This is a genomic window from Diaphorobacter sp., from assembly GCF_050251835.1.
Lineage (GTDB): Bacteria > Pseudomonadota > Gammaproteobacteria > Burkholderiales > Burkholderiaceae_C > JBFXIE01.
On sequence record NZ_JBFWLZ010000003.1, the window covers coordinates 126,738 to 151,681 of the forward strand.

26 protein-coding genes are annotated in these 24,944 nt (G+C 65.7%); 16 read left to right on the forward strand and 10 right to left on the reverse strand.

Annotated features, from left to right (window positions below):
- Window positions 1-6 precede the first annotated feature (6 nt).
- From AB7E35_RS02235 to AB7E35_RS02310, 16 genes are all read left to right on the forward strand, one after another.
- Window positions 7-552, forward strand: a complete 546-nt coding sequence (locus AB7E35_RS02235) for a hypothetical protein (protein ID WP_428162391.1) — start codon at window positions 7-9, stop codon at window positions 550-552.
- Window positions 549-1,184 carry an RNA polymerase sigma factor RpoE gene (gene rpoE / locus AB7E35_RS02240; protein ID WP_428162392.1) on the forward strand — a complete coding sequence of 212 codons (636 nt, stop codon included), beginning with the start codon at window positions 549-551 and terminating at the stop codon, window positions 1,182-1,184. Before AB7E35_RS02235 ends, rpoE begins: the two co-directional genes overlap by 4 nt.
- 39 nt (window positions 1,185-1,223) lie before the next feature.
- On the forward strand, window positions 1,224-1,865 hold the full coding sequence (locus tag AB7E35_RS02245; RefSeq protein WP_428166993.1) for a sigma-E factor negative regulatory protein: 642 nt from the start codon (window positions 1,224-1,226) through the stop codon (window positions 1,863-1,865).
- A 43-nt stretch (window positions 1,866-1,908) separates the two neighbouring features.
- Complete coding sequence (locus tag AB7E35_RS02250) at window positions 1,909-2,985, forward strand: MucB/RseB C-terminal domain-containing protein (protein WP_428162394.1); 1,077 nt, start codon at window positions 1,909-1,911, stop codon at window positions 2,983-2,985.
- A gap of 153 nt (window positions 2,986-3,138) precedes the next feature.
- Entirely contained in the window at window positions 3,139-4,620 is a 1,482-nt protein-coding gene (locus AB7E35_RS02255) for a DegQ family serine endoprotease (protein WP_428162395.1), read from the forward strand.
- Window positions 4,621-4,867: 247 nt separating this feature from the next.
- Window positions 4,868-6,676 carry a translation elongation factor 4 gene (lepA, locus tag AB7E35_RS02260; RefSeq protein ID WP_428162396.1) on the forward strand — a complete coding sequence of 603 codons (1,809 nt, stop codon included), beginning with the start codon at window positions 4,868-4,870 and terminating at the stop codon, window positions 6,674-6,676.
- Window positions 6,677-6,710: 34 nt separating this feature from the next.
- Window positions 6,711-7,688, forward strand: coding sequence for a signal peptidase I (gene lepB / locus AB7E35_RS02265; RefSeq protein WP_428162397.1), 978 nt, complete (start codon window positions 6,711-6,713; stop codon window positions 7,686-7,688).
- Window positions 7,689-7,716: 28 nt separating this feature from the next.
- On the forward strand, window positions 7,717-8,085 hold the full coding sequence (locus AB7E35_RS02270) for a DUF4845 domain-containing protein (RefSeq protein WP_428162398.1): 369 nt from the start codon (window positions 7,717-7,719) through the stop codon (window positions 8,083-8,085).
- Between the two features lie 8 nt (window positions 8,086-8,093).
- Window positions 8,094-8,780, forward strand: coding sequence for a ribonuclease III (rnc, locus tag AB7E35_RS02275; RefSeq protein WP_428162399.1), 687 nt, complete (start codon window positions 8,094-8,096; stop codon window positions 8,778-8,780).
- A complete protein-coding gene (era, locus tag AB7E35_RS02280) occupies window positions 8,777-9,793 on the forward strand; it encodes a GTPase Era (RefSeq protein ID WP_428162400.1) in 1,017 nt (338 codons plus the stop codon). The genes rnc and era overlap by 4 nt, the downstream gene beginning before the upstream one ends.
- A 58-nt stretch (window positions 9,794-9,851) precedes the next feature.
- Window positions 9,852-10,697: a DNA repair protein RecO gene (gene recO / locus AB7E35_RS02285; protein WP_428166994.1), complete on the forward strand. Its 846-nt coding sequence runs from the start codon at window positions 9,852-9,854 to the stop codon at window positions 10,695-10,697.
- The gene (locus tag AB7E35_RS02290) at window positions 10,694-11,479 is read left to right on the forward strand and encodes a pyridoxine 5'-phosphate synthase (RefSeq protein ID WP_428162402.1); all 786 of its coding nucleotides are present in this window, start codon (window positions 10,694-10,696) and stop codon (window positions 11,477-11,479) included. Before recO ends, AB7E35_RS02290 begins: the two co-directional genes overlap by 4 nt.
- 58 nt (window positions 11,480-11,537) lie before the next feature.
- Complete coding sequence (gene acpS, locus AB7E35_RS02295; protein WP_428162403.1) at window positions 11,538-11,930, forward strand: holo-ACP synthase; 393 nt, start codon at window positions 11,538-11,540, stop codon at window positions 11,928-11,930.
- Between the two features lie 68 nt (window positions 11,931-11,998).
- A complete protein-coding gene (gene nagZ / locus AB7E35_RS02300; RefSeq protein WP_428166995.1) occupies window positions 11,999-13,099 on the forward strand; it encodes a beta-N-acetylhexosaminidase in 1,101 nt (366 codons plus the stop codon).
- Between the two features lie 2 nt (window positions 13,100-13,101).
- Window positions 13,102-14,163 carry a 6-phosphofructokinase gene (locus tag AB7E35_RS02305; protein ID WP_428162435.1) on the forward strand — a complete coding sequence of 354 codons (1,062 nt, stop codon included), beginning with the start codon at window positions 13,102-13,104 and terminating at the stop codon, window positions 14,161-14,163.
- Window positions 14,164-14,241: 78 nt separating this feature from the next.
- Window positions 14,242-14,367: a hypothetical protein gene (locus tag AB7E35_RS02310; protein ID WP_428162437.1), complete on the forward strand. Its 126-nt coding sequence runs from the start codon at window positions 14,242-14,244 to the stop codon at window positions 14,365-14,367.
- A 60-nt stretch (window positions 14,368-14,427) separates the two neighbouring features.
- On the opposite strand, the gene AB7E35_RS02315 is transcribed toward AB7E35_RS02310, so the two are convergent.
- The 10 genes from AB7E35_RS02315 to AB7E35_RS02360 form a co-directional block, all read right to left on the reverse strand.
- Entirely contained in the window at window positions 14,428-15,129 is a 702-nt protein-coding gene (locus AB7E35_RS02315; RefSeq protein ID WP_428167001.1) for an ABC transporter ATP-binding protein, read from the reverse strand.
- A gap of 23 nt (window positions 15,130-15,152) precedes the next feature.
- Window positions 15,153-15,920, reverse strand: a complete 768-nt coding sequence (gene livG / locus AB7E35_RS02320; protein WP_428162405.1) for a high-affinity branched-chain amino acid ABC transporter ATP-binding protein LivG — start codon at window positions 15,918-15,920, stop codon at window positions 15,153-15,155.
- Window positions 15,917-17,158, reverse strand: coding sequence for a high-affinity branched-chain amino acid ABC transporter permease LivM (locus tag AB7E35_RS02325; RefSeq protein WP_428166996.1), 1,242 nt, complete (start codon window positions 17,156-17,158; stop codon window positions 15,917-15,919). The genes livG and AB7E35_RS02325 overlap by 4 nt, the downstream gene beginning before the upstream one ends.
- A complete protein-coding gene (gene livH, locus AB7E35_RS02330) occupies window positions 17,158-18,084 on the reverse strand; it encodes a high-affinity branched-chain amino acid ABC transporter permease LivH (RefSeq protein WP_428166997.1) in 927 nt (308 codons plus the stop codon). The genes AB7E35_RS02325 and livH overlap by 1 nt, the downstream gene beginning before the upstream one ends.
- A gap of 98 nt (window positions 18,085-18,182) precedes the next feature.
- On the reverse strand, window positions 18,183-19,304 hold the full coding sequence (locus AB7E35_RS02335; RefSeq protein ID WP_428162408.1) for a branched-chain amino acid ABC transporter substrate-binding protein: 1,122 nt from the start codon (window positions 19,302-19,304) through the stop codon (window positions 18,183-18,185).
- Window positions 19,305-19,733: 429 nt separating this feature from the next.
- Window positions 19,734-20,363: a mechanosensitive ion channel domain-containing protein gene (locus AB7E35_RS02340; protein ID WP_428162409.1), complete on the reverse strand. Its 630-nt coding sequence runs from the start codon at window positions 20,361-20,363 to the stop codon at window positions 19,734-19,736.
- A gap of 43 nt (window positions 20,364-20,406) precedes the next feature.
- Window positions 20,407-21,444 carry a GGDEF domain-containing response regulator gene (locus tag AB7E35_RS02345; protein ID WP_428166998.1) on the reverse strand — a complete coding sequence of 346 codons (1,038 nt, stop codon included), beginning with the start codon at window positions 21,442-21,444 and terminating at the stop codon, window positions 20,407-20,409.
- A gap of 29 nt (window positions 21,445-21,473) precedes the next feature.
- Complete coding sequence (gene lysS, locus AB7E35_RS02350) at window positions 21,474-23,021, reverse strand: lysine--tRNA ligase (RefSeq protein WP_428162411.1); 1,548 nt, start codon at window positions 23,019-23,021, stop codon at window positions 21,474-21,476.
- Between the two features lie 33 nt (window positions 23,022-23,054).
- Window positions 23,055-23,693 (reverse strand): sugar transferase, encoded by a 639-nt coding sequence (locus tag AB7E35_RS02355; RefSeq protein WP_428162412.1) that lies wholly within the window; start codon window positions 23,691-23,693, stop codon window positions 23,055-23,057.
- Window positions 23,694-23,700: 7 nt separating this feature from the next.
- On the reverse strand, window positions 23,701-24,873 hold the full coding sequence (locus tag AB7E35_RS02360) for a DegT/DnrJ/EryC1/StrS family aminotransferase (RefSeq protein ID WP_428162413.1): 1,173 nt from the start codon (window positions 24,871-24,873) through the stop codon (window positions 23,701-23,703).
- Window positions 24,874-24,944 lie beyond the last annotated feature (71 nt).

The window sequence follows — 24,944 nt, forward strand, 5'->3', positions numbered from 1 at the left end:
GCTGCGATGCGCACCCCTTCCCATGCGCCTGCTGTGCGCTACCCATACGGTCGTTCAATGGTAGTGGGCCGCACGCTGGCGGTGCTGTTGGTCGCAGGATTGGCTTGCACGATGGCTTGGCTGGTTTTCAGTGCCAGCACGTCAGCTGTCTTCAAGGCGCCGGTAGGACTGGGACTGTGGCTCATGTGCGCTGCGGTAGCTGGTCATTGGTGGCGCCGATTTCCGGCCGGCCTAGTGGCTTGGGATGGCGGGCAGTGGTCGCTGGTGAGCGGCCTGTCTGATGAAAGCCGGCCCCTGTCGCAGGTTCCCTGTGTGCATCTGGATCTGCAGGATTGGATGCTGCTGTCCGCCAGGCCTGTGCAGGGCCGGTTAGAGTGGCTGTGGCTGGAGCGGCGCAGCGATGACTCACAATGGCAAGCGCTGCGGCGCGCCGTTTTTTCACGGGCCCGCCCCGGCTCCAATACCCGCGCGGCCATGCCGGAGCCTGCTGGCGCGGACACAATGCACGCAATGCCATCCCGCCGGGATGGCCAAGCACACAACAGAACATGACAGCATCCCCGCCAGTGCCACAAGATCACGCCGACGGCGATCTGCGGCTGGTCGAACGCACGCTTGCCGGTGACCAGAGGGCCTACGAGCTGCTGGTCATCAAATATCAGCGCCGCATTGAGCGGCTGGTAGGGCGCATGGTGCGCGACGTGGACCTGATTCCCGACATCACTCAGGAAACCTTTTTGCGCGCCTACCGGGCGCTGCACCAGTTTCGGGGCGATGCGCAGTTCTACACCTGGCTGTACCGCATTGCCGTGAACACCGCCAAGAAGGCCCTGGTGGACATGAAGCGCAACCCCGTGATCACGGAGAGCGCCCTGCGCACCGCTGCTGGCGACGACGATGAAACTTCGCCGCTCGATCGCGAACTAACCAACGATGAAACGCCCGAGACCGTGCTGGCTGCGCAAGAAATTGCCGCTGCGGTCAATGCAGCCATGGAGGCATTGCCCGAGGACTTGCGCCAGGCAGTCACGTTGCGGGAAATCGAAGGCTTGAGCTACGAGGAGATCGCCACGGTGATGTCCTGCCCCATCGGAACAGTGCGGTCGCGCATCTTTCGTGCCCGCGAGGCAATATCGGCAAAGGTCAAGCCGCTGCTGGATAGGCAGTCGGGTAAACGGTGGTAACTGGATGGTCTGGGAACGTGTGCTATGGCAAAAGACACCATGAATGACGATGTGATGATGCGTGAGCACCTGTCGGCTTTGGTCGATGGAGAGTTGCGGGGCGAAGAGTTCGCGGCTGTCATGGCCTATGCCGGCACGCAGCAGGCGCAGGAGGACTGGCGCGTCTATCACCTGATTGGCGACGCCCTGCGCAGTGCCCCTGTGGCGCGTGGAGCCGATATGGCGCTGCTGGGCCGGTTGCGCGAGCAGTTGGCGCTGGAGTCCGGGCACCCGGGCCTGACGACCGCGCCGGTGCTCGCGCCGGTGGCGCCGGGCGTGTCCGAACCGCGGCACCAATCCCGGGACACTGCCGCCAATGAGGCCGTGTTCCGCTGGAAGCTGGTGGCGGGGTTGGCCTCCCTGGCGGCCGTGGTCGCGCTGAGCTGGAACGTGCTTGCCGGCCTGGGTGCCACAGCCGTGCCCCAGCAGGGTGCCCAGCTGGCCGCAGCGCAACCTTCTTCGGCGCCACCGGCGTCGGCGCTGATGGCCACGGCTGGCGGCACGGACGGCCAGCAGGTCATGCTGCGCGATCCGCGCCTGGATGAATTGCTGGCCGCGCACAAGCAGTTTGGCAGCATCTCCGCACTGCAGATGCCTGCGGGTTTTTTGCGCAATGCGACTTTCGAGGCGCCTGCGCGTTGAAGGACATGCCAGTGGTGCAACCTCGCTCATGGAATGTGTGGGCATGAAGCGAGTGCAGGGTCGTCACGTTCGCAAGACTAGCGCTGCCCGGCGCTGGCTGATGGCCTGTGTGGCCGCGCTGCTGGCCGGCGTGGCCGCCGCAGCCTCCGCCGCCTGTGCGCAGACTCAGCCTGCACCAACCGGGCAGCTTGCGTCCCTGCGCGAAACGCTGGATGCCGGGGGCTGGATTGCCCGCATGCACCAAGCGTCCATGCGCCATGACTACAGCGGTACTTTCGTCGTGCTCTCGGCCAACGGCACGCTGACCAGTGCCCGCATCTGGCATGTCTGTGAGGGCCAGCGCCAGATCGAACGGGTGGAGGCGCTGAGCGGTAAGCCGCGGGTGATTTTTCGGCGCGACAGCGAGATGCGCACCTTCTTGCCGCAAGAGCGCGTGGTGCTCAGCGAGTTGCGCGATGCGCCGGTCACCTTTCCGCGCGTGCCCCAGGCCAGTGATGTGCAGCCGTCGCAGCACTACACGGTGCAGGTGATGGGCAATGACCGCGTGGCGGGGCGGGATACCGACATTCTGGCCTTCATCCCGCGCGACGGCTGGCGGTTTGGCTATCGCATCTGGGTGGACAAGGCCTCGGGTCTGCTGGTCAAGATGCAGACCCTCGATGGCGAACGCGTGCTTGAACAGGCTGCGTTCTCGGAACTGGCCTTCGAGGTACCCGTGCTGCTGGAGCACATGGCGCGTCAGATGGATGCCATGGACGGCTACCGCCTGGTGAGCGTGCCCACGCAGCAGACCACGGCACGGGCCGAAGGCTGGCAGATCAGCGAGGCGGTGGGCGGATTTGTGACGCAAGGGTGCTTCAAAAAAAATAGCTACCAGCGCCAGTCAAACAAAGGTAGGCCGGTGCTGCAGTGTATTTTTTCTGACGGCATGGCCACGCTGTCGCTGTTCATGGAGCCCTACAACGCGCAGCAGCACCCGGCAACGGCACGCATGATCAGCGTCGGCGCCACGCAGGTGGCAGGTCAGAAGGTGCTGGGCGACACCTGGGTGACCGCAGTGGGTGAGGTGCCGCAGCGCACGCTGCGGCGTTTCATTGAAGGACTTGGGCGCCATCCCTGACCTTCGGCCCAGACTGCTGGGGCGCTTCAGGGCGCTGGTGCCGCGGCTGTGGCGGAGGCGATCCGCGCCCACACAGGGAACCAATTGCGCGGTGTGTTTTCACATACGGCATTTCCCGCTGTTGCGGAACATTTTTGGATGGAAAGGTTGACGATGTTGAGGATTGATTGGAAACAAGGACTGCAATCCTGCGCCGTGGCCGTGATGGTGGCGGTGTCTGGCGGTGCGGCTTTGCTGGTGGCCGTGTCGCCCGTGCATGCCCAGTCGGCGCCGGTTGTGCGCGGGCTGCCTGACTTCACTGAACTGGTGGAGCAGGTGGGGCCGTCGGTGGTGAACATACGCACCGTCGAGAAGGTGTCGGCGCGCCCGTCCGTCAACGGCATGGACGAGGACATGCTGGAGTTCTTCCGGCGCTTTGGCATACCCGTTCCCAACGTGCCGCGCCAGCAGGGGCCGCAGCGCCAGCAGCCCGAGGAGCTGCTGCCGCGCGGCGTGGGTTCGGGCTTTATCCTGAGCGCTGACGGTTATGTGATGACCAACGCCCACGTGGTTGACGGGGCCGACGAGGTGCTTGTCACCTTGACCGACAAACGCGAATTCAAGGCCAAGATCGTCGGCGCCGACAAGCGCACCGATGTGGCCGTGGTGAAGATCGACGCCACCGGCCTGCCAGCGGTGCGCGTGGGCGATGTGAACCGCCTCAAGGCCGGCGAGTGGGTCATGGCCATCGGCTCGCCGTTCGGGCTGGAGAACACGGTGACGGCCGGCATCGTCAGCGCCAAGCAGCGCGACACCGGCGACTACTTGCCCTTCATCCAGACCGATGTGGCCATCAACCCGGGCAACTCGGGCGGCCCGCTGATCAACATGCGCGGCGAGGTGGTGGGCATCAACAGCCAGATTTATTCCCGCTCTGGCGGCTTCATGGGTATCTCTTTTGCCATTCCCATCGATGAGGCCATGCGCGTGAGCGAACAGCTGCGCACCACCGGGCGCGTGACCCGCGGGCGCATTGGTGTGCAGATCGAATCCGTGTCCAAGGACGTGGCCGAATCCATCGGCCTGGGCAAGGCGCAGGGCGCGCTGGTGCGCGGCGTGGAGTCGGGCTCGCCCGCCGAGAAGGCGGGCGTCGAGGCTGGCGACATCATCATCCGCTACGACGGCAAGGCGGTGGAGAAGGTAGCCGATCTTCCGCGCCTGGTGGGCAACACCAAGCCGGGCACCAAGACCAGCATCACGGTGTTCCGCCGTGGTGCGCAGCGAGACCTGGCGATCACCATTGCCGAGGTGGAGCCCGACGAAAAGGTGGCTGCCAAGGCCGGCGCCGATGCGCAGGGCAACGGCAAGCCGTCTGCTGCCGCGCAGCAGCTGGGACTGGTGGTGGCTGAACTCGCGCCGGCGCAGGCCAGGGAGCTCAAGGTCAAGGGCGGCGTGCGTGTGGTTTCCGCCAGCGACGCTGCGGCGCGTGCCGGCCTGCGCGCGGATGACGTGATCGTCGCGCTGGCCAATACCGAGATCCGCAACCTCAAGGACTTCGAGGCCACTCTGGCCAAGCTGGACAAGAGCAAGCCGATCCTGGTGCTGGTGCGGCGCGGTGAATGGGCGCACTACCTGCACATCCGCCCGAACCGCTGATGGCCAGGGGTGTTAGAACAAATTTATCTAACGGAGACCGCACCCTATAAAATGCGCGCCTTTGCGCAGTCCGCTTGAGGACTGCGGTGCTGACCGGCGCGCATAACCCGGCGAACCTTTTTGCCTACAATGAAGTCCCAACCATCGCAGTTGCCAAAGATTGTTGGTTCAGGGCGCGTCGCTTGTTTGACGCGCCCTTTTTTCTTGTCATGAGCCTCGCAGTTCAAACACTTGTCCTATTCCGTTGATGAACCACATCAGAAATTTTTCGATCATTGCGCACATCGACCATGGCAAGTCCACGCTTGCCGACCGTCTCATCCAGCGCTGCGGTGGACTGGCCGAACGTGAGATGGAGGCCCAGGTGCTCGACTCGATGGATATCGAGAAAGAGCGCGGCATCACCATCAAGGCGCAGACTGCCGCGCTGCAGTACAAGGCGCGCGACGGCAAGGTTTACAACCTCAACCTGATCGATACGCCCGGCCACGTGGACTTTTCCTACGAGGTGTCACGCTCGCTGTCGGCGTGCGAGGGCGCCTTGCTGGTGGTGGATGCGAGCCAGGGCGTTGAGGCCCAGACCGTGGCCAACTGCTACACGGCGCTGGACCTGGGCGTGGAAGTGCTGCCGGTGCTCAACAAGATGGATTTGCCCAATGCCGACCCCGACAACGCCAAGGCCGAGATCGAGGACGTGATCGGCATTGACGCCAGCGCGGCCATTCCCTGCTCGGCCAAGACCGGCATGGGCATCGACGACATCCTGGAGCTGATCGTCGCCAAGGTGCCCGCCCCCCAGGGCAACCCTGAGGCGCCGCTGCGCGCCATGATCATCGACAGCTGGTTTGACACCTATGTGGGCGTGGTCATGCTGGTACGCGTGGTGGACGGCCAGCTGCTCAAGGGTGAGCGCTTCAAGATGATGGCCACCGGCGCGGCCTACAACGCCGACAACCTGGGCGTGTTCACCCCTGCCAACCAGCCGCGCGACGCGTTGCATGCGGGCGAGGTGGGCTACATCATTGCCGGCATCAAAGAGCTGCAGGCCGCCAAGGTGGGCGACACCATCACACTTGAAAAGAAGCTGCCGAACAACCTGGGCCCGGCCAGCGAGCCGCTACCCGGCTTCAAGGAAATCCAGCCCCAGGTGTTCGCCGGCCTGTACCCGACCGAGGCCAACCAGTACGACTCGCTGCGCGACGCGCTGGAAAAGCTCAAGCTCAATGACGCTGCCCTGCAGTACGAGCCCGAGGTGTCGCAGGCGCTGGGCTTTGGTTTCCGTTGCGGCTTTCTGGGCCTGCTGCACATGGAAATCGTGCAGGAGCGCCTGGAGCGCGAGTTCGACCAGGACCTGATCACCACCGCGCCCAGCGTGGTCTATGAGGTGGTGCGCGGTGATGGCGAGCTCATCATGGTGGAGAACCCCTCCAAGATGCCCGACCAGGGCAAGATCCAGGAAATCCGCGAGCCCATCGTCACCGTGCATTTGTACATGCCGCAGGACTACGTGGGCCCGGTGATGACGCTGGCCAACCAAAAGCGCGGCGTGCAGCTCAACATGGCCTACCACGGCCGCCAGGTCATGCTGACCTACGACATGCCGCTGGGCGAGATCGTGCTGGACTTCTTCGACAAGCTCAAATCCGTCAGCCGGGGTTATGCCTCGATGGACTACGAGTTCAAGGAGTACCGCCCGTCCGACGTGGTCAAGGTGGACATCCTGCTCAACGGCGAAAAGGTGGACGCGCTGTCCATCATCGTGCACCGCACGCAGGCCGCCTACCGGGGCCGCGCCGTGGCCGCCAAAATGCGCGAGATCATCAGCCGCCAGATGTTCGATGTGGCCATTCAGGCCGCCATCGGCGCCAACATCATCGCGCGCGAGACCATCAAGGCGCTGCGCAAGAACGTGCTGGCCAAGTGCTACGGCGGCGACATCACCCGCAAGAAGAAGCTTCTGGAAAAGCAGAAGGCGGGCAAGAAGCGCATGAAGCAGATCGGCTCGGTGGAAGTGCCGCAAGAGGCATTCCTGGCCATCTTGCAGGTTGAAGACTGACAGGACACAGACAGGACTGATAGGACGGATAGCAGTGCAAGTCATGCAATACATCACTGCCGCGGTGCTCGCGGCGTTCGCGGGCTACGTGGGTGCGTGGTATCTGGGCGTGCTCGAAGGCAACTTCGCGCTGCTGCTGTTTCTGGCCACCGTGGTAACGGGAGGCTACTGGCTGGCTGAGCGGTTTTACTTTTTGCCGCGCCGCCGCCAGGCCGCGCAAGCGCTGGCGGACGCTGCCGCCCAGCGCCGCGCAGAGCTCGATCGCATGGGTATCCAGAAGGTGGACGAGGGCGATCTGCACGAGGCCAGTAGTCGCATCCTCATGCAGCCCTGGTGGCTGGACTGGACGGCGGGACTGTTCCCGGTGATCGCCATCGTGTTTTTGCTGCGCTCGTTCCTGTTCGAGCCCTTCAAGATTCCTTCGGGCTCGATGATCCCGACGCTACTGGTGGGCGACCTGATCCTGGTGAACAAATTCACCTACGGCCTGCGCCTGCCCGTGCTCAACACCAAGATCACCGAAGGCAACCCGCTGCAGCGCGGCGACGTGGTGGTGTTCCGCTACCCGCCGCAGCCCAATATGGACTACATCAAGCGCGTGGCCGGCGTGCCGGGCGACGAGGTGGCGTACCTGAACAAGCGCCTTACCGTCAACGGCAAGCCCGTGCCCACCACGCAGCTGCCCGACTTCTTTGACCGCGACGCAATGCGCTACTTTCAGCAGTTTGACGAACAGCTGGGCGAGCGCAGCCACCGCATCCTGAACACGCCCGAGGTGCCCGCCTTCGTGCACGGCGCCAGCAACTTCCCGGGGCGTGACCAATGCCGCTACAGCGTCGAGGGCGTGAGCTGCAAGGTGCCCGAGGGCCACTATTTCATGATGGGCGACAACCGTGATAATTCGCTCGACTCGCGCTACTGGGGCTTCGTGCCGGACGAGAACATCGTCGGCAAGGCCTTCTTCGTGTGGATGAACTTTGGTGACCTCAAGCGCATCGGGTCGTTCAACTAACCAGCACATTCAGAGGGGGAAAGCAGCTATGACACCGCAACGCATCAACAGTCGCAGGCAACAGCGCGGGCTGTCGTTCATCGGCGTGATTTTTGTGGGCCTGTTTATTGTTTGCGCCTTCGCCATCGGCGGGCAGTCCATTCCCATCTTCATCGAATACTTGGCCATCAAGAAGGCTGCAGCCAAGGCCGCGCGCGACGGCACCACCGTGCCCGAGGTGCGTGCCGCGTTCGACCGCGCCGCGCAGATCGACGACATCCAGTCCGTGAGCGGCAAAGACCTGGAGATCAGCAAGCGCAACGACAAGGTCGTCGTGTCGTTCAGCTACTCGCGCGAGATTGCGCTGGCCGGCCCGGCCTACCTGGTGTACCGCTTCCAAGATTCGACCCAACCCTGAAACCCTTAGTGCCACCAGACAGTCTCACCTCGCTGCAGCAGCGCCTGCAGCACGCTTTTACCGACGCTGCCCTGCTGCAGCGCGCCGTCACTCACCGCAGCTTCAGCGCCGACCACTATGAACGCCTGGAGTTTCTGGGCGATTCGGTGCTCAGCCTGGCGGTCTCCAGCCTGTTGTTTCGCCGCATGCGCGATCTGCCCGAGGGCGAGCTGTCGCGGGTGCGCGCGCTGCTGGTGCGGCAGGACTCGCTGCACCAGATCGCATTGCGCCTGCAACTGCCGCAGGTGCTGCGCCTGGGCGAAGGCGAGGCCAAGTCCGGCGGCAAGCTGCGCCCGTCCATCTTGGCCGACGCGCTGGAGGCCATCATCGGCGCGGTGTACCTGGATGCCGGTTATGAGCGCGCCGAAGCGCTGGTGCACCGCCTTTTTGAAGGCGTGGAGCTCAATCCCCGCCTGCAGGAAGCCGCCAAGGACGCCAAGACCGCGTTGCAGGAGTGGCTGCAGGGTCGCAAAATGAAGCTGCCGCAGTACCGTGTGGTGTCCACCAGCGGCGCCGCGCACAGCCAGGTGTTCCACGTCGAGTGCGAAGTGCCCGAGCTGCAGCGCCTTGAGCGCGGCAGCGGTGCCTCGCGCCGGGCTGCCGAGCAGGCCGCCGCCAGCGCCATGCTGGCCCAGTTGAAAGCGAAAAACGTATGAATGCTACTGAATCTGTAGCTGGTAGCGCAGACGATTCGGGCGCTAGCGGCCAAAACGACCTTGAAGCCATGCTGGCCGCGGCGCAGCCGGGCGGCGGAGCACCGGCGCCAGCGGTGCCCGGCCAGCGCTGCGGGCTGATTGCCATCGTGGGCAAACCCAACGTGGGCAAGTCCACGCTGATGAATGCGCTGGTGGGGCAGAAAATCTCCATCACCAGCCGCAAGGCGCAGACCACGCGCCACCGTATCACCGGCATACGCACGCACGGCGCCACCCAGTTCGTGTTTGTCGATACGCCCGGCTTTCAGACCAGGCACAGCACGGCGCTGAACAAGTCGCTCAACAAAACCGTGATGGGCGCCATTGGCGACGTGGACCTGATCCTGTTCGTGGTCGAGGCCGGCAGCTTCACGCTGGCCGATGCCAAGGTGCTGAGCCTGTTCAAGCCCGGCATCCCCACGCTTTTGATTGCCAACAAGCTCGACACCGTGCACCGCCGCGCCGAGATCGCGCCCTGGCTGCGCGACATGCAAGAGCGCCATCCGTTTGCCGAGTTCGTGCCCATGTCGGCCAAGAACAAGGGCGATATCGAGCGGCTGTACGGCATTTGCGAAAAATACCTGCCCGAGCAGCCCTGGTGGTACGCCGAGGACGAGCTGACCGACCGCAGCGAAAAATTTCTGGCCAGCGAGACCGTGCGCGAGAAGCTGTTTCGCTTCACCGGCGACGAGCTGCCCTACACCTCCACCGTCGTCATCGACAAATGGGACGAGGAAAAGAGCAAGCAGTACAAGCGCTTCATCCGCATTGCGGCCACCATCGTGGTGGAGCGCGACGGCCACAAGGCCATGGTGATTGGCGAGAAGGGCGAAAAGCTCAAGCGCATCAGCACCGAAGCGCGCCAGGAGCTGGAAAAGCTGCTGGATGCCAAGGTGTTCCTGGAAGTGTGGGTCAAGGTGCGCAGCGGCTGGGCCGACGACGAGGCGCGCGTGCGCTCGTTCGGTTATGAGTGAAACAGGCCGCTAGCGCAGGATGGTAAAGCGCTGGCAGCTATTGAATAAGTAGCAAAAAATGCCCGCGCGCCGCATTGCCGACGAACCCGCCTACATCCTGCACAGCTACGACTGGAGCGAGTCCAGCCTGATTCTGGATGTGTTCACGCGCCACCACGGCCGTGTGGCACTGGTGGCCAAGGGCGCCAAAAAACCTACCTCCAACTTTCGCCCGGTGCTGCTGGCGCTGCAGCCGCTGCGCGTGGGCTACACCGTGTCGGGCGAGGGGCAGGGCGAGATCCACCCGCTCAAGGGCGCCGAATGGGCTGGCGGGCATGTGCTGCCCACGGGCGACGCGCTGCTGTCGGGCCTGTACCTGAACGAGCTGCTGCTGCGCCTGCTGGCGCGTGACGATCCCCATGCTGCGCTGTTTGACGTGTATGCCGGCGTGGTGCGCGTGCTGGCCACTGCAAACCATGAGGCTGCGCACGCCGATGCGCAGCCGACGACTTGCGCGCCCGACAGCCTGCTGGAGCCCGTGCTGCGCGCCTTCGAGCTGCTGCTGCTGCGCGAGATCGGGCTGCTGCCCGCGCTGGATGTGGAAACCGCCACCCTGGGCGCGCTGGCGCCGCAGTCGCGCTACACCCTGGTGGCCGAGGGCGGACTGCGCGCCGCCGCCGCGGGCGATCGCGCCGCTCTGACTGGCGCGCAGTGGCGTGCGCTGCAGCTGGCGCTGGATCAGGTGGACGGCAAAGGCCGGCCGGACAGCGCCGCCGCCTACACCGCCGTGCTGCGCACGGTGACCAGCGCCGGTTTTTCCGTGGGGGGAGAAATCAAGGCCCAACTGCGCGCGCTGCTGCAATACCATTGTGGTCACCCGCTGCTGCGCACCCGCCAGCTCATGATGGACCTGCAATCGCTATGACCTCTGCACACCCCCGCACGGCCCTGTCCGTCAACGTCAACAAAGTGGCCCTGGTGCGCAACACGCGCCACCTGGGCATTCCCAGCGTCACACGCGCCGCGCAGCTGTGCCTGGAGGCGGGCGCGCAGGGCATCACCGTGCACCCGCGCCCGGATGGGCGCCACATCCGCGCGCACGACGTGTACGAGCTGGCCGAACTGCTGCGCCAGTGGCCGCAGGCCGAGTTCAACATCGAGGGCAACCCCGCGCACAACCTGATGGACTTCATCCGCGAGCTGGCAGGCCGGGGCATGCGCCCGCACCAGGCCACCTTTGTGCCCGATGGCGAAGGCCAGTTCACCAGCGACCACGGCTGGGCCTTGCCGCAGGATGCCGAGCGCCTGGCGCCGCTGATTGCCGAATGCCACAGCCTGGGCGTGCGCGTCAGCCTGTTCATGGACCCCGTGCCCGAGCAAATGGCCGCCGCGCGCGCCGTGGGCGCCGACCGCGTGGAGCTGTACACCGAGCCCTACGCCGCCGCCTGGGGCACGCCCCAGCAGGCAGCGCAACTGGCACGCTACCGCGCCGCCGCGCAGGCCGCGCTGGCTGCGGGCCTGGGCGTGAACGCCGGCCACGACCTCAACCAGGGCAACCTGGCGGACTTTCTGGGCAACGTGCCCGGCGTGCTGGAGGTCTCCATCGGCCACGCCTTCATCGCCGATGCCCTTGAGCTGGGCTATGGCGACGCAGTCATCGCCTACCAGCGCTGCATCGACCAGGGCATGGCCGAGCGGGACTCTTGAATTGATAGCTGCCAGCGCTTGATCAGCGAGCGCTATCGGCCTGTTTGACGCATAAACCATGATCTACGGCATTGGCACCGACATCTGCGACGTGCGCCGCATCCGCGCCAGCCTGGCACGCCACGGCGACCGCTTTGCCGAAAAAGTGCTGGCGGATGCCGAACTGGCTACCTGGCGCGCGCGCTCGGCACGCTGGCCCGAGCGCGGCGTGCGCTACCTGGCAACGCGCTTTTCCGCCAAGGAGTCCTTCAGCAAGGCCATTGGCCTGGGCATGCGCATGCCCATGACCTGGCGCGCCTGCGAGGTGACCAACCTGCCTACCGGCCAGCCCGCCATCGTGCTGCATGGCGCGCTGCGTGACTGGTTTGCCGCGCGCGGCCTGCGTTGCCACATCAGCGTGACCGACGAGAGCGACTACGCCGCCAGCTTTTGCGTGGTCGAAAAGGATTAACACCAAAATCAGCCCCCAGCGCAGGTACAGAAAGCGCTGGCAGCTATCAAAAAGAAAGCGCGCAACCCATGACAGAACACGCCCCTCTCATCATCGACGTGGCCGGCACCCGCCTCACGGCCACCGACCGCCGCCGCCTGGCCCACCCGCTGGTGGGCGGCGTGATTTTGTTTGCCCGCAACTGGGAGCACCGCGCGCAGCTGCTGCAGCTGACGGCCGCCATCAAGGCAGTGCGTGACGACCTGCTGGTCTGCGTGGACCACGAGGGCGGGCGCGTGCAGCGCTTCAAGACCGACGGCTTCACGCACATCCCGCCCATGCGCGCCTTTGGCGAGCTGTGGATGAATGACGGCAAAGGCAGCAAGCACCGCGAGGGCAGCGGCGCCCTGCAGGCCATGAACGCCGCCACGGCGGCTGGCTACGTGCTGGGCAGCGAGCTGCGCGCCTGCGGCGTGGACTTCAGCTTCACGCCGGTGCTGGACCTGGACTACGGTGCCAGCGGCGTCATCGGCGACCGCGCCTTTGCCCGCGACCCGCGCGTGGTGGCCATGCTGGCGCGCGCGCTCATGCAGGGGCTGCTGCAGGCAGGCATGGCCAACTGCGGCAAGCACTTTCCGGGGCACGGCTTCGTCAAGGCTGATTCGCACACCGAGATACCGGTGGACCGCCGCAGCCTCACCGCCATCCTGGCCGACGACGCGGCGCCCTACCCGTGGCTGTCCACCGTGCTCACCAGCGTCATGCCCGCGCACGTGATCTACCCCAAGGTGGACAGCCGCCCGGCGGGTTTCTCGGCCAGGTGGCTGCAGGACATCCTGCGGCGCCGTCTGCGCTTTGACGGCGCCATCTTCAGCGACGACCTGAGCATGGAGGGCGCGCGGCGCCTGGACGGAATCAAAGGCCAGCCGGTCAGCTACACCGACGCCGCCGTGGCCGCGCTGGCTGCCGGCTGCGACCTGGTGCTGCTGTGCAACCAAAGCCTGGGCGACGGCGCTGCGGTGGACGAGCTGATCGACGGCCTGGAGCAGGCCCGCGCCCAGGGCCGCTGGCAACCCGGCGCCGACAGCGAGTCGCGCCGCCTGGCCCTGCTGCCCGAGACATTGCCCCAGCCGTGGGACGAGCTGATGGTGCAGCCCGCCTACATGCACGCGCTGGACCTCTTGCCATGACGTTGCGCGTAGGCGTGCTCACGGGCGGGGGCGACTGCCCTGGCCTGAACGCGGTGATCCGCGCGGTCACCAAGTCGCTGCTGCGCCATGGGCAGTGCAAGGGCGTGCAGGTGCTGGGCATCGAAGACGGCTTCGAGGGCCTGATGGGGGGGCAGCCGCGCACCCGGGTGCTGCGCTGGGATCAGGTGTCGGGCATCCTGCACATGGGCGGCACCATTTTGGGCACCAGCAACAGCGCCAATCCTTTGAGGGACGCCGCCACGCTGGCGCAGGTGCAGCGCAACGTGCGCACCCTGGGGCTGGACGTGGTGGTGGTCATCGGCGGCGACGGCACCATGAGCCTGGCACACGGCCTGCGCCAGATCGGCCTGGCCTGCGTGGGCGTGCCCAAAACCATCGACAACGACATCGCCCTGTGCGAGCGCAGCTTTGGCTTTGACACCGCGGTGGCCACCGTGACCGACGCGCTGCGCCGAGTGGAAAGCACTGGCAACAGCCACCACCGCGTGATGATCGTCGAGACCATGGGCCGCCACGCGGGCTGGCTGGCCCTGGAGGCCGGCCTTGCCGGCGCTGCCGACGTGATCCTGCTGCCCGAGATCGACTACGACCTGCAAGCCGTGGCGGCACGCTGCCAGCAGCGCGAAAAGCGCCAGCGCTACTCCATCATCTGCATCGGCGAGGGCGCCAAGCCGCGCGGCGGCAGCCTCACCGTGCGCGAACATGTGGCCCACAGCCCGGACCCGGTGCGCCTGGGCGGCGTGGGCCATGTGCTGCGCGAGCAACTGCAGCCGCACCTGCAAAGCGAGGTGCGCACCACCGTGCTGGGCCATGTGCAGCGCGGCGGCGACCCCACCCCTTTTGACCGCGTGCTGGCCACGCGCTTTGGCCACCACGCCGCGCAACTGGTGATCGAAGGGCGGCTCGGCCGCATGGTCACGCTGCAGGACGGCCGCATCGGCAGCGTGCCGATCGCCGACGTGGCCAACACTCAGCGCACGGTGTCGCTTCAGCATGAGCTGATCATCACGGCACGCAACATCGGTGTGTGTCTGGGGGATTGATGCGCTGCGTTGCCAGAGGCTGCGCAAGCGGTGTTTCGAGGATCTGCTCCTCACGATCAACAGGGTCAGGTAACAGCGATGGATTGGGTTCCCATAGTCTTCATTACGTTCAAGGTGCTCGTGTTCGGCACGTGCATGTTCTTTGCCATCAAGTGGCATTACGACCAAGGCAAGAAGAAGAAAAACGATTCCAACGAGCCGTAGGCTGCACGCCCCCTTGGCCGCCTCGATTGGGCATGGTGGGGTCGTTCACGCCTTTTCGGCTCAAGCCCCCAGATACGCCTTGCGCACGTCGGCATTGGTGAGCAGCGCAGCGCCCGTGTCTTCCAGCACCACGCGGCCGTTTTCCAGCACGTAGCCGCGGTCGGCGATTTGCAGGGCGCGGTTGGCGTTTTGTTCCACCAGAAACACGGTGACGCCCTCGGCGCGGATCGCCTGGATGATCTCGAAGATCTGCGCGATGATCAGCGGCGCCAGGCCCAGCGTGGGCTCGTCGAGCAGCAGCAGGCGCGGCTTGCTCATCAGCGCGCGGCCGATGGCCAGCATTTGCTGTTCGCCGCCGCTCATGGTGCCCGCGCGTTGGCTGGCGCGGTCCTTGAGGCGCGGAAAGAGCTGGAAGACATGCGCGATGCCCGCCTCGACGGCGGAGCCGTCCTGGAAAAAGCCTCCCATCTTCAGGTTGTCGATCACCGACAGGTTGGAGAAGATGCGCCGCCCTTCGGGCGAGACGGCGATGCCCTTGCGCATGATGAGGTGCGTGGGCTGGCGGGTGATGTCCTCGCCCTCGAAGCGCACGGTGCCGCTGCTGGCGCGCGGCGTGCCGCACAGGGTCATGAGCAGCGAGGTCTTGCCCGCGCCGTTGCAGCCGATCAGCGTGACGATCTCGCCGGGGTTCACATGCAGGCTGACGCCGTTCACGGCGCAGATGGCGCCGTAGTGGGTGGACAGGTTTTCCACCTGCAGCATGGGTCGGATTGGTGTCTGGCCCATCATGCTTCTCCCAGATAGGCCTTGATGACCCGTTCGTCGTTGCGAATGGCGTCGGGCGTGCCCGTGGCGATGGGTTTGCCATATTCCATGACCAGGATGCGTTCGGACACGCCCATCACCAGGCCCATGTCGTGCTCGATGAGCAGCACCGTCACGCCGCAGTCGCGGCGCAGCTGGTCGATGAGCTGCTGCAGGTCTTTTTTCTCCTGCGGGTTCAGGCCGGCGGCGGGCTCGTCCAGCATCAGCAGGCGCGGCTGGGTGATCATGCAGCGCGCGATTTCCAGGCGGCGCTGGTGGCCGTAGGCCAGGTTGCCGGCCTCGCGGTTCACGAAGTCGCGCAGGCCCATCACGTCCAGCCAGTGCATGGCGCGATCGATCTTCTCCGCTTCGCTCTTGCGGTAGCGCGCGGTGTTGAACAGGCCCGCCAGCAGCGGCGCGCGCGACTGGTGGTGCTGGGCCACCAGCAGGTTCTCCAGCACCGTCATGCCTTTGAACAGGCGCACGTTCTGGAACGTGCGCACCACGCCATGGCGCGCCACCTGGTGGCTGGTATGGCCTGCAATGGCCCGGCCCTGCAGCGCAATCTGGCCGGTGCTGGGCCGGTAAAAGCCGCTGATGCAGTTGAATACCGTGGTTTTGCCTGCGCCATTGGGGCCGATGATGGCGAACACCTCCTGCGGCTTCACGTCGAAGCCCACATGGTCCACCGCCAGCAGGCCGCCAAAGCGCATGCACAGGTCTTTCACTTCAAGCAAGGCGGCGCTCATGCGGGCACCTCCACATGGTGGCGCTTCATGGGCAGCAGGCCCTGCGGGCGCCACACCATCATCAAAATCATGACCAGGCCGAAGATCAGCATGCGGTATTCGGAGAATTCGCGCGCCAGCTCGGGCAGCACGGTAAGGATGATGGCCGCCACGATCACGCCCAGCTGCGAGCCCATGCCGCCCAGCACCACGATGGCCAGGATCAGCGCGGACTCGATGAAGGTGAACGACTCGGGGTTCACGATGCCCTGGCGCGCCGCAAAGAACGCGCCGCCAAAGCCCGCGAACATGGCGCCCAGGGTAAAGGCCGACAGCTTGATCCTCATGGGGTTCAGGCCCAGCGAGCGGCAGGCGATCTCGTCTTCGCGCAGCGCCTCCCAGGCGCGGCCGATGGGCATGCGGATCAGGCGGTTGCTGATGAACAGCGTGACCACCGCAAGCAGCAGCGCCATCAGGTACAGCGCGATCACCATGTGCAGCGAGTTGAACTCCAGTCCAAAAAACTGGTGGAAGGTGGTGCCGCCCTCCACGGTGGGGTTGCGCGTCATCTCCAGGCCCAGCACCGTGGGCTTGGGGATGCTGGAGATGCCGTCCGGCCCGCCCGTCCAGTCGGTCAGGTTGACCAGCAGCAGCCGGATGATCTCGCCAAAGCCCAGCGTGACGATGGCCAGATAGTCGCCGCGCAGGCGCAGCACCGGAAAGCCCAGCACGAAGCCAAACAGCGCCGACGCTGCGCCAGCCAGGGGCAGGGCCTCCCAGAAGCTCCAGCCGGCCCAGTGAAACAGCAGTGCGTAGGTATAGGCCCCCACGGCGTAAAAGCCCACAAAACCCAGATCGAGCAGGCCAGCAAACCCGACGACGATGTTCAGGCCCAGACCCAGCATCACGTAGATCATGGCCAGCGTGGCGATGTCCACGGCGTTGCGCCCGGCGAAGAACGGCCACGATGCCGCCAGCATCAGCGCCACGAAGATCAGCACCTTGCGCTGGCCCGGCGCGGCCCGCGCAAGGCGGGGCAGGGCAAAGCGCGGCAGTTTCGGCGCAACCAGCGGGCGCAGCAATTGCACCACAAACACCGCCAGGCAGCCCCACAGCAGCGTGCTCCACTCGGGCACGATGATGGTGCGCGTGCCCGCGCGCTCCAGGTGCAGCGTGAAGATGGGCAGCACCACGATGGCCGCCAGCACGGTGGCGATCAGCGCGTTTTTGAGATGGGAGGAAAAACCGGCGGCGTGCATCAGACTTTCTCCACTTCAGGCTTGCCCAGCAGGCCCGTGGGGCGCACCAGCAAAATCAGCACCAGCAGGCCAAAGGCCACGATGTCTTTGTACTCCGACGAGATGTAGGCCGCGGCCAGGGTCTCGGCCACGCCCAGAATCACACCGCCCAGCATGGCGCCCGGGATGGAGCCAATGCCCCCCAGCACCGCCGCCGTGAAGGCCTTGATGCCCGCAAGAAAACCAATGAAGGGGTTGAGCTTGCCCACCGCCAGCGCGATCAGCACCCCGCCCACGGCGGCCAGCATGGCGCCCAGGATGAAGGTGAACGAGATCACCCGGTTGGTGTCGATGCCCAGCAGGTTGGCCATGTGCATGTCTTGCGAGCACGCGCGCGAGGCGCGCCCCATGCGCGAGTGCTGGATGTACAGCGTGAGCGCGATCATCAGCGCCACCGCCACCACGATGATGAGGATGCGCGAGTAGGGCACGTATACCTCGAAGCCCCCCTCGGTGCCAAAGCGCAGCGCGCCGGGGATGAGCGACGGCACGGCCATGTCGCGCGCGCCCTGGCCCAGCGCCACCCAGTTTTGCAAAAAGATGGACATACCGATGGCCGAGATCAGCGCCACCAGGCGCGGGCTGCTGCGCAGCGGCTTGTAGGCCACCTGCTCCACCACAAAGCCATACACGCCCGTAATGGCCACCGCCACCACCAGCATCAGCGCGATGACGGCCCATACCGGCAGGCCGCTTTGCACGCCGACGGCCGACAGCGTGACCAGGCCGATGTAGGCGCCGATCATGTAGATGTCGCCATGGGCGAAGTTGATCATTCCGATGATGCCGTACACCATGGTGTAGCCGATGGCGATCAGGGCGTAGATGGCGCCCAGCGAAAGACCGTTGAACAGTTGCTGTATCAGCTGGGGTAAGAGATCAGACATGCGTGCCACCCCTCAACAGGAAAAGGCCCATAGGGCCTGGTGAAATAAACCGAGGGTGCGTGGCTTGCGCAACGCACCCTCGGGGCGGAAACGCAGTCTTACTTGGCGGCCGGACTCTTGCCGCCGTCCTTGTGCCACTGGAAGACCTGGAAGTCAAAGCTGTTGAGGTCGCCCTGCTTGTTCCAGGAGACGGGGCCCAGCACGGTGTCGATGGTGCTCTTGTGCAGGTACTCGGCCACCTTGGCGGGATTGTCGCCCACGGCCTTGAGGCCCGCCAGCAGCGCCTGCGTGGCGGCAAAAGAGGTGAGCTGGAACGCACCCGAAGCGTTGCGCTTTTTGTCCTTGAAGGCGGCCACCACGGCCGCGTTCCTGGGGTTGGCAGAGAAGTCGGCCGGCAGCGTCACCAGCATGCCTTCGACGGCCGGGCCGGCAATGGCGTTCACCTCGGGGTTGCCCACGCCCTCGGGGCCCATCATGCGCACCTTCAGGCCCTGCTCGCCGGCCTGGCGCAGCAGCAGGCCCATTTCGGGGTGGTAGCCGCCGTAATAGACGAAGTCCACGCCCGCGCCCTTGAGCTTGGTGATGACGGCAGAGTAGTCGCTGTCACCGGCGTTGATGCCTTCAAACAGCGCCACGTTGATGCCGGCCTTCTTCAGGTCGTCGCGCACGGACGAGGCGATGCCCTGGCCGTAGGACTGTTTGTCGTGCAGCACGGCCACCTTCTTGGGCTTGGCTTTCTCTGCAATGAACTTGGCGGCTGCGGGGCCCTGCTGGTCGTCGCGGCCGATGGTGCGGAAGATGAACTGGTAGTTTTTGCCGTCGGTCAGCGCGGGCGAAGTGGCCGACGGGGTGATCACCACCACGCCCTCGTTGTTGTAGATGGGCGCGGCGGCAATGGAGGCGCCCGAGCACACGGGGCCGATCACGTAGCCGATCTTGGCGTTGACCACGCGGTTGGCGGCCACGGGGCCTTGCTTGGGTTCGCAGGCATCGTCGATGGCGACCAGCTCGATTTTCTTGCCGCCCACGCCGCCCGCGGCGTTGGCCATTTCGACGGCGGTGGTGACGCCTTCCTTGACCATGTCGCCGTACTGCGTCAGCGGGCCGGTGGTGGGCATCACCATGGCAACCTTGATCTGGGCATGCGCGGTGCAGAGCAGGGTGGCACCGGCCAGGCCCAGTGCGGCAACGATGGAAGGCATGCGAAACGAAGTGCTCATAGGGTTTTCTCGGCAGTGGATAGGGCGGTCTCAAAAAGGCCCCGTGCGGGACTGAGACCCAGGCGCTGAGAATTGACCATGTGTGCCTTGATGGCAACAGGGTAACTCTGGGTGGTTTGCGCAGGTGATTTTTGCTAAAGCACTTTGGCAATCATGTCAAATCGCCACGTATCCCTTAATTGGCATGCGCTGGCAGCTATCAATAACGCAGCAAACGTGCTGCCTGCACCCCCGGCTTTGCCGCGAATGCGGGAATCCACTCTGCGCGCTAGGCGCTGGATTGCCGCCTTCACGGCAATGACGGCGCGAGCGGGGGCAGGCTTGCGGCTGGGTCTGGGGCATGTCGCCAATCAGTGCCAAATCAACCTCCAGCGCTTGTATGAAGAGCGCTGGTAGCTACTTTATTGATAGCATTTCAGAAGGGCCGAATCAGTGCCTGCCGGCTTCTGCAGATGCGGGTGCAGCATCAGTGGGGCGCAGTTTGCTGGCGGGCACGGGTGTGCCTGCGGGCCAGCGGCGCACCACGCGCTGGAAGATCAGCGCGTTGGGAATCTGCAGCAGAGTGCCGGGATCGGGCACGCTGACGTCTTCCAGCGTGGTGTAGAGCAGGTTGATGTCCACCACGCGGCCCAGGGCGCCGGGCTTTTCCGCCGTGTCCAGCAGCTCGATGTGGTCGCCCACGCGAAACGGTCCCACGGTAAAGATCAAGAAGGCGCAAAACAGGTTGGACAGCACGCTCCACGCTGCAAAGAAGGCCACGGCGCCGACGGTGGCAAAGCCGGTGAATGCCGTCCACAGCACGGCCGCCGACACGCCCAGGCGCTCCAGCACCACCAGGCCCGCGCTGCCCAGAATCAGCCAGCGCACCACGGCGTTGAGGGGCGTGAGCAGCTCGTGCGGAAACTGGTAGTGGTCGCTGGCGCGCATGATGATGCGCAGCAGCAGCCGCTGCAGCAGCAGGGCCGCCAGCACGATCAGCACGATCTGCACGCCGGGCACGATGATGTCCAGCCAGTCATGCATCCATAGCGGCAGGGCGGTTTTCAGGCGTGGCAGCATGGCGGTGCGGGTGAGCGGGTGGGTGACAAGGCGGGGCGGCCTTTCAGAGCTGGCGCTGCTCGATGGTGTCCATCTGCATCTCGAAGCTGAAGAAACGGTTGCGCCCCTGCGCCTTGGCGGCATACAGGGCCTCGTCGGCGCGCATCAGCATGCTCTCGGCGCTGGTGGTTTCGTCGGGCACGCAGGTGGTGATGCCGCCCGACAGGGTGAGCGTGTTGCCGCCGGGAGAGCCAGGGTGGGCGATGTCGCGCGCCTGCAGCAACTTGCCCAGTGCGCGGGCAAACGTCATGGCGCCCGAGCGCGGCGTGTTCGGCAGGATCAGCGCAAATTCTTCGCCGCCGTAGCGCGAGGCCACATCGCGCGGGCGCATGCAGACTTCGCGCAGCACACGGGCCACTTCTTTCAGGCAGGCATCGCCCTGCAGATGGCCCAGCGTGTCGTTGTAGCTCTTGAAGTGATCCAGGTCGCACAGCATCAGCGTCAGCGGCGTGCCGTCGCGCCGGCCGGCCAGGATCTCTCTGTGCAGCATGCGGTCAAAGCCGCGGCGGTTGACCAGGCCGGTCAGCGGGTCCATTTCGACCATCTCGTTGAGGCGCTGGTTGGCGACGTGCAGCTCTTCGGTCAGCGTCACCAGTCGCCGGCGCATGTCGCGCAGCCGGCGCATGGCGCGCAGCTTGGCGGCCAGCACGATGGGTTTGACCGGTTTGACGAGGTAGTCGTCACCGCCGACTTCGATGCCGCGCCACACGTCCAGCTCGCCGTCCAGCCCTGACAGAAAGATGATGGGCGTCCATCCGTCGGGCTCGGCCTCGCGCATGCGCTGGGCCACCCAGTAGCCGTCGTTGCCGCCGGGCAGGCGGATGTCCAGCAGCACCAGGTCGGGCCGGCGCAGCCTGAACAACTGCAGCGCCGCGTCGGCCGTGGCAGCTTCCAGCACCTCGGAGGCCCCCACCTGGTGCAACTGGCTGGTCAGTGAGGCACGCAGGGCGGCCTGGTCCTCGACCAGCAGCACGCTGAAGGGCTCGCGCACCAAGTACGGGAAGGTCTGGGCGACAGCGTTGGCTTGGGCAGAGGCACTCATGGGACGGTGATGCTCGGCTGTGGTTGTGGTCAGTGTTCGCGACGCAGGGCGGGGAACAGGATCACGTCGCGGATGCTGGGGCTGTCGGTCAGCAGCATCATCAGGCGGTCAATGCCGATGCCGCAGCCGCCGGTGGGGGGCATGCCGTATTCCAGCGCGCGCACGAAGTCGTGGTCGAAGAACATGGCCTCGTCATCGCCGCTGTCCTTGGCAGCCACCTGGGCATTGAAGCGCGCGGCCTGGTCTTCGGCGTCGTTCAGCTCGGAAAAGCCGTTGCCGAACTCGCGCCCGGTGATGTAGAGCTCGAAGCGCTCGGTAACCTCGGGGCGGGCGTCGTTGGCGCGCGCCAGCGGGCTGATCTCGGTGGGGTGCTCCATGATGAAGGTGGGCTGCCACAGCTTGTCTTCCACCGTTTCTTCAAAGTACAGCACCTGCAGGCTGGCCAGGCTGCGCGTGGACAGGCGGTCTTTTTCTTCGGTCATGCCCAGCTTTTTCAGGGCGCTGATAAGCCATGCGGCATCGTCCACGTGCGCGCCGGCCTCGGTGTACTGGTAGATGGCCTCGCGGATGGTCAGGCGCTTGAAGGGCTGCGACAAGTCCACCTCGCGGCCCTGGTAGCTCAGCTGCAGGCCCCCCGTGGCCTTGGCTGCCACGTCGCGGATCAGCGTTTCGGTGAAGTCCATCAGGTCCAGGTAGTTCCAGTAGGCCGCGTAGAACTCCATCATGGTGAACTCGGGGTTGTGACGCACCGAGATGCCTTCGTTGCGGTAGCTGCGGTTGATCTCGAACACACGCTCGAAGCCGCCGACGATCAGGCGCTTGAGGTACAGCTCGGGCGCGATGCGCAGGTACATCTCTTGTTCCAGCGCGTTGTGGTGCGTCACGAAGGGCTTGGCGTTGGCACCCCCGGGGATGGGGTGCAGCATGGGGGTTTCGACCTCCAGGAAGCCGTGCTCCATCATGAAGGCGCGGATGCTGCCCACGGCCTTGCTGCGCGCAACGAAGCGCCGGCGCGCGGCTTCGTCGGTCATCAGGTCCACATAACGCTGGCGGTACTTGACCTCCTGGTCGGCCACGCCGTGGAACTTGTCGGGCATGGGGCGCAGGCTCTTGGTGAGCAGGCGCAGGCGTGTCACCTTGACCGACAGCTCGCCGGTCTTGGTCTTCATGAGCAGGCCTTCGGCGCCCACGATGTCGCCCAGGTCCCAGCGCTTGAAATCGGCATACACGTCTTCACCCACGCCGTCGCGCGTCACGTACAGCTGGATGCGCCCGCCGATGTCGCCCAGCGAGCCGTCTTGCAGCGTGGCAAAGCTGGCCTTGCCCATCACGCGCTTGAGCATCATGCGGCCGGCCACGCTGACCGGCACGGCCTGCGCCTCCAGCGCTTCACCTTCCAGCGCGCCGTATTGCTCTTGCAGGGCGGCTGCGCGGTGGCCCGGCTTGAAATCGTTGGGAAACGCCACGCCCCGGCCCTGGGCCTGGCCCTCGCGCAGGGCCTTGAGCTTGTCGCGGCGTTCGGCGATGAGCTGGTTTTCGTCCTGGGGCTGGGTGGGGGCTTGATTGTGTTCAGACATGGTGCCGAGGGGCTTGTGGGCAAACGGGCGATTTTAGGGTTTTGCCGCAGGGTTGGTTTCAAGTGCCGGCTTGATGCGCCAGCCCAGCACCGCCAGCACCGTCCAGACGATGATGCGCAAGTCCAGCCACAGGCTGCGCTTGCGCACGTAGTGCTGTGCATAGCGCAGTTTGGTGGGCAGGATCTGCTCGGTGTAGGTGCGCTCGGGGTCGGGGCTGTTGGCCAGCAATACGCTCTCGTCGCGAAAGGCAATCGATGCCAGGTCGGTGATGCCGGGGCGCACCGACAGCACCGTGTCGCGCACATCGGCGGGGTACAGCGCCACATAGCGCGGCACCTCGGGGCGCGGGCCCACCACGCTCATGTCGCCGCGCAGCACGTTGAAGAACTGCGGCAGTTCGTCCAGCTTGCTGCGGCGCAGCCAGGCGCCGGCGCGGGTGATGCGGGCATCGTGCCCCACGGTGATCTGCGGCCCCGCCGCCTCGGCGCCCACGCGCATGGTGCGGAACTTGTAGATGCCAAACAGTTGTCCGCCACGGCCCACCCGCTGCTGCCGGAAGAACACCGGCCCGGGTGAGTCGAACAGCACCCATAGCGCCACGGCCAGCAGCACCGGGCCCAGCAGCAGCAGCGCCAGGGCGGCAAAGACGACATCGAACAGGCGCTTGGGCATGGCGGGCTCAGCCCAGCAACTCGTGCAGCGCGGCAATCACGCGATCCTGGTCCGCATCGCTCATGGCGGTGAACAGCGGCAGGCTGAGCATGGTCTGGTAGGCCGCATCGGCCTGCGGAAACTGCTCGGGCGTGAGCTGGTAGCGGTCGCGCCAATAGGGGTGGCGGTGCAACGGCACGTAATGCACACTGGTGCCAATGCCCCGGTCTGACAGCGCCTGGATGAGTGCGTCGCGCCCCAGGCGCGCGCCCGGCGCCAGCCGCACCACGTACAGATGCCAGGCATGCACATCGCCCGCCGGGGCGCTGGCAGGCAGCACCAGCGGCAGGCCCGCCAGCTGCGCGTGGTAGCGCTGCGCCAGGTGCTCTCGCCGCTGCGCAAACTGCGGCAGGCGCTGCAATTGCACCAGGCCCAGTGCGGCAGCGGTGTCGGTCAGGTTGTACTTGAAGCCGGGCGCGATCACCTCGTAATACCAGGCGGGGGTTTTGGATGTGAAGCGGTCGAATGCATCGCGGCTCATGCCGTGCAGGCGCATCACGCGCATGCGCTCGGCCAGCTGCGGGTGGCGCGTGACGGCCATGCCGCCCTCGCCGGTGGTGATGGTCTTGTTGGCGTAAAAGCTGAACACCGTCACGTCAGACGGCAACTGCCCTACCAGGGTGCCCTGCCAGGTGGTGGGCAGGGCGTGCGCGGCGTCTTCCACCACCTTCAGGCCGTGCTCGCGCGCGATGGCCAGGATGGCGTCCATATCGCAGGCCAGCCCGCCGTAGTGCACCGGCATGATGGCGCGGGTGCGCGGGGTGAGGGCGGCGCGGATGGCCTCGGGGGCCATGTTCAGCGTGACCGGGTCCACGTCCACCAGCACCGGGTCGGCGCCCAGGTAACGCACCACCTCCACGGTGGCCGTGAACGTGAGGGTGGGCGCAATCACCTCGTCGCCCGGGCCTATGCCCAGCGCCTCCAGCGCCAGGTGCAGGCCGGCGGTGGCTGAGTTGACGGCGATGCTCTGCAGCCCGTTGCCGCCCAGGTAGTCGGTAAAAGCCTGCTCAAAAGCGCGGGTCTGCGGGCCGGTGGTGACCCAGCCCGAGCGCAGGGCCTGGGTGACGGCGGCGATCTCGGCGTCGGTGATGTCGGGGCGGGCGAAGGGGAGGAAGGGCTGCGAGGTTTCAGGCATGGTCATGTGGGTTTGACCGCCCAGGTCAGGCGGTGGGTGCGCAACGGGGGCAGCAGTGATGCCGTGCTGATCAGCGC

What these genes read in the sequence shown, in the direction of transcription:
- recO (WP_428166994.1), top strand. Translation starts at nt 9,852, where the DNA reads ATGCCCGCGCGCCGCATTGCCGACGAACCCGCCTACATCCTGCACAGC.
- AB7E35_RS02340 (WP_428162409.1), bottom strand. Translation starts at nt 20,363, where the DNA reads ATGCTGCCACGCCTGAAAACCGCCCTGCCGCTATGGATGCATGACTGG.
- AB7E35_RS02255 (WP_428162395.1), top strand. Translation starts at nt 3,139, where the DNA reads ATGTTGAGGATTGATTGGAAACAAGGACTGCAATCCTGCGCCGTGGCC.
- livH (WP_428166997.1), bottom strand. Translation starts at nt 18,084, where the DNA reads ATGTCTGATCTCTTACCCCAGCTGATACAGCAACTGTTCAACGGTCTT.
- AB7E35_RS02345 (WP_428166998.1), bottom strand. Translation starts at nt 21,444, where the DNA reads ATGAGTGCCTCTGCCCAAGCCAACGCTGTCGCCCAGACCTTCCCGTAC.
- rpoE (WP_428162392.1), top strand. Translation starts at nt 549, where the DNA reads ATGACAGCATCCCCGCCAGTGCCACAAGATCACGCCGACGGCGATCTG.
- AB7E35_RS02325 (WP_428166996.1), bottom strand. Translation starts at nt 17,158, where the DNA reads ATGCACGCCGCCGGTTTTTCCTCCCATCTCAAAAACGCGCTGATCGCC.
- AB7E35_RS02245 (WP_428166993.1), top strand. Translation starts at nt 1,224, where the DNA reads ATGAATGACGATGTGATGATGCGTGAGCACCTGTCGGCTTTGGTCGAT.
- AB7E35_RS02360 (WP_428162413.1), bottom strand. Translation starts at nt 24,873, where the DNA reads ATGACCATGCCTGAAACCTCGCAGCCCTTCCTCCCCTTCGCCCGCCCC.
- livG (WP_428162405.1), bottom strand. Translation starts at nt 15,920, where the DNA reads ATGAGCGCCGCCTTGCTTGAAGTGAAAGACCTGTGCATGCGCTTTGGC.
- lysS (WP_428162411.1), bottom strand. Translation starts at nt 23,021, where the DNA reads ATGTCTGAACACAATCAAGCCCCCACCCAGCCCCAGGACGAAAACCAG.
- AB7E35_RS02270 (WP_428162398.1), top strand. Translation starts at nt 7,717, where the DNA reads ATGACACCGCAACGCATCAACAGTCGCAGGCAACAGCGCGGGCTGTCG.
- AB7E35_RS02335 (WP_428162408.1), bottom strand. Translation starts at nt 19,304, where the DNA reads ATGAGCACTTCGTTTCGCATGCCTTCCATCGTTGCCGCACTGGGCCTG.
- AB7E35_RS02290 (WP_428162402.1), top strand. Translation starts at nt 10,694, where the DNA reads ATGACCTCTGCACACCCCCGCACGGCCCTGTCCGTCAACGTCAACAAA.
- nagZ (WP_428166995.1), top strand. Translation starts at nt 11,999, where the DNA reads ATGACAGAACACGCCCCTCTCATCATCGACGTGGCCGGCACCCGCCTC.
- acpS (WP_428162403.1), top strand. Translation starts at nt 11,538, where the DNA reads ATGATCTACGGCATTGGCACCGACATCTGCGACGTGCGCCGCATCCGC.
- AB7E35_RS02355 (WP_428162412.1), bottom strand. Translation starts at nt 23,693, where the DNA reads ATGCCCAAGCGCCTGTTCGATGTCGTCTTTGCCGCCCTGGCGCTGCTG.
- era (WP_428162400.1), top strand. Translation starts at nt 8,777, where the DNA reads ATGAATGCTACTGAATCTGTAGCTGGTAGCGCAGACGATTCGGGCGCT.
- AB7E35_RS02250 (WP_428162394.1), top strand. Translation starts at nt 1,909, where the DNA reads ATGAAGCGAGTGCAGGGTCGTCACGTTCGCAAGACTAGCGCTGCCCGG.
- AB7E35_RS02235 (WP_428162391.1), top strand. Translation starts at nt 7, where the DNA reads ATGCGCACCCCTTCCCATGCGCCTGCTGTGCGCTACCCATACGGTCGT.
- lepA (WP_428162396.1), top strand. Translation starts at nt 4,868, where the DNA reads ATGAACCACATCAGAAATTTTTCGATCATTGCGCACATCGACCATGGC.
- AB7E35_RS02315 (WP_428167001.1), bottom strand. Translation starts at nt 15,129, where the DNA reads ATGCTGCAGGTGGAAAACCTGTCCACCCACTACGGCGCCATCTGCGCC.
- AB7E35_RS02310 (WP_428162437.1), top strand. Translation starts at nt 14,242, where the DNA reads ATGGATTGGGTTCCCATAGTCTTCATTACGTTCAAGGTGCTCGTGTTC.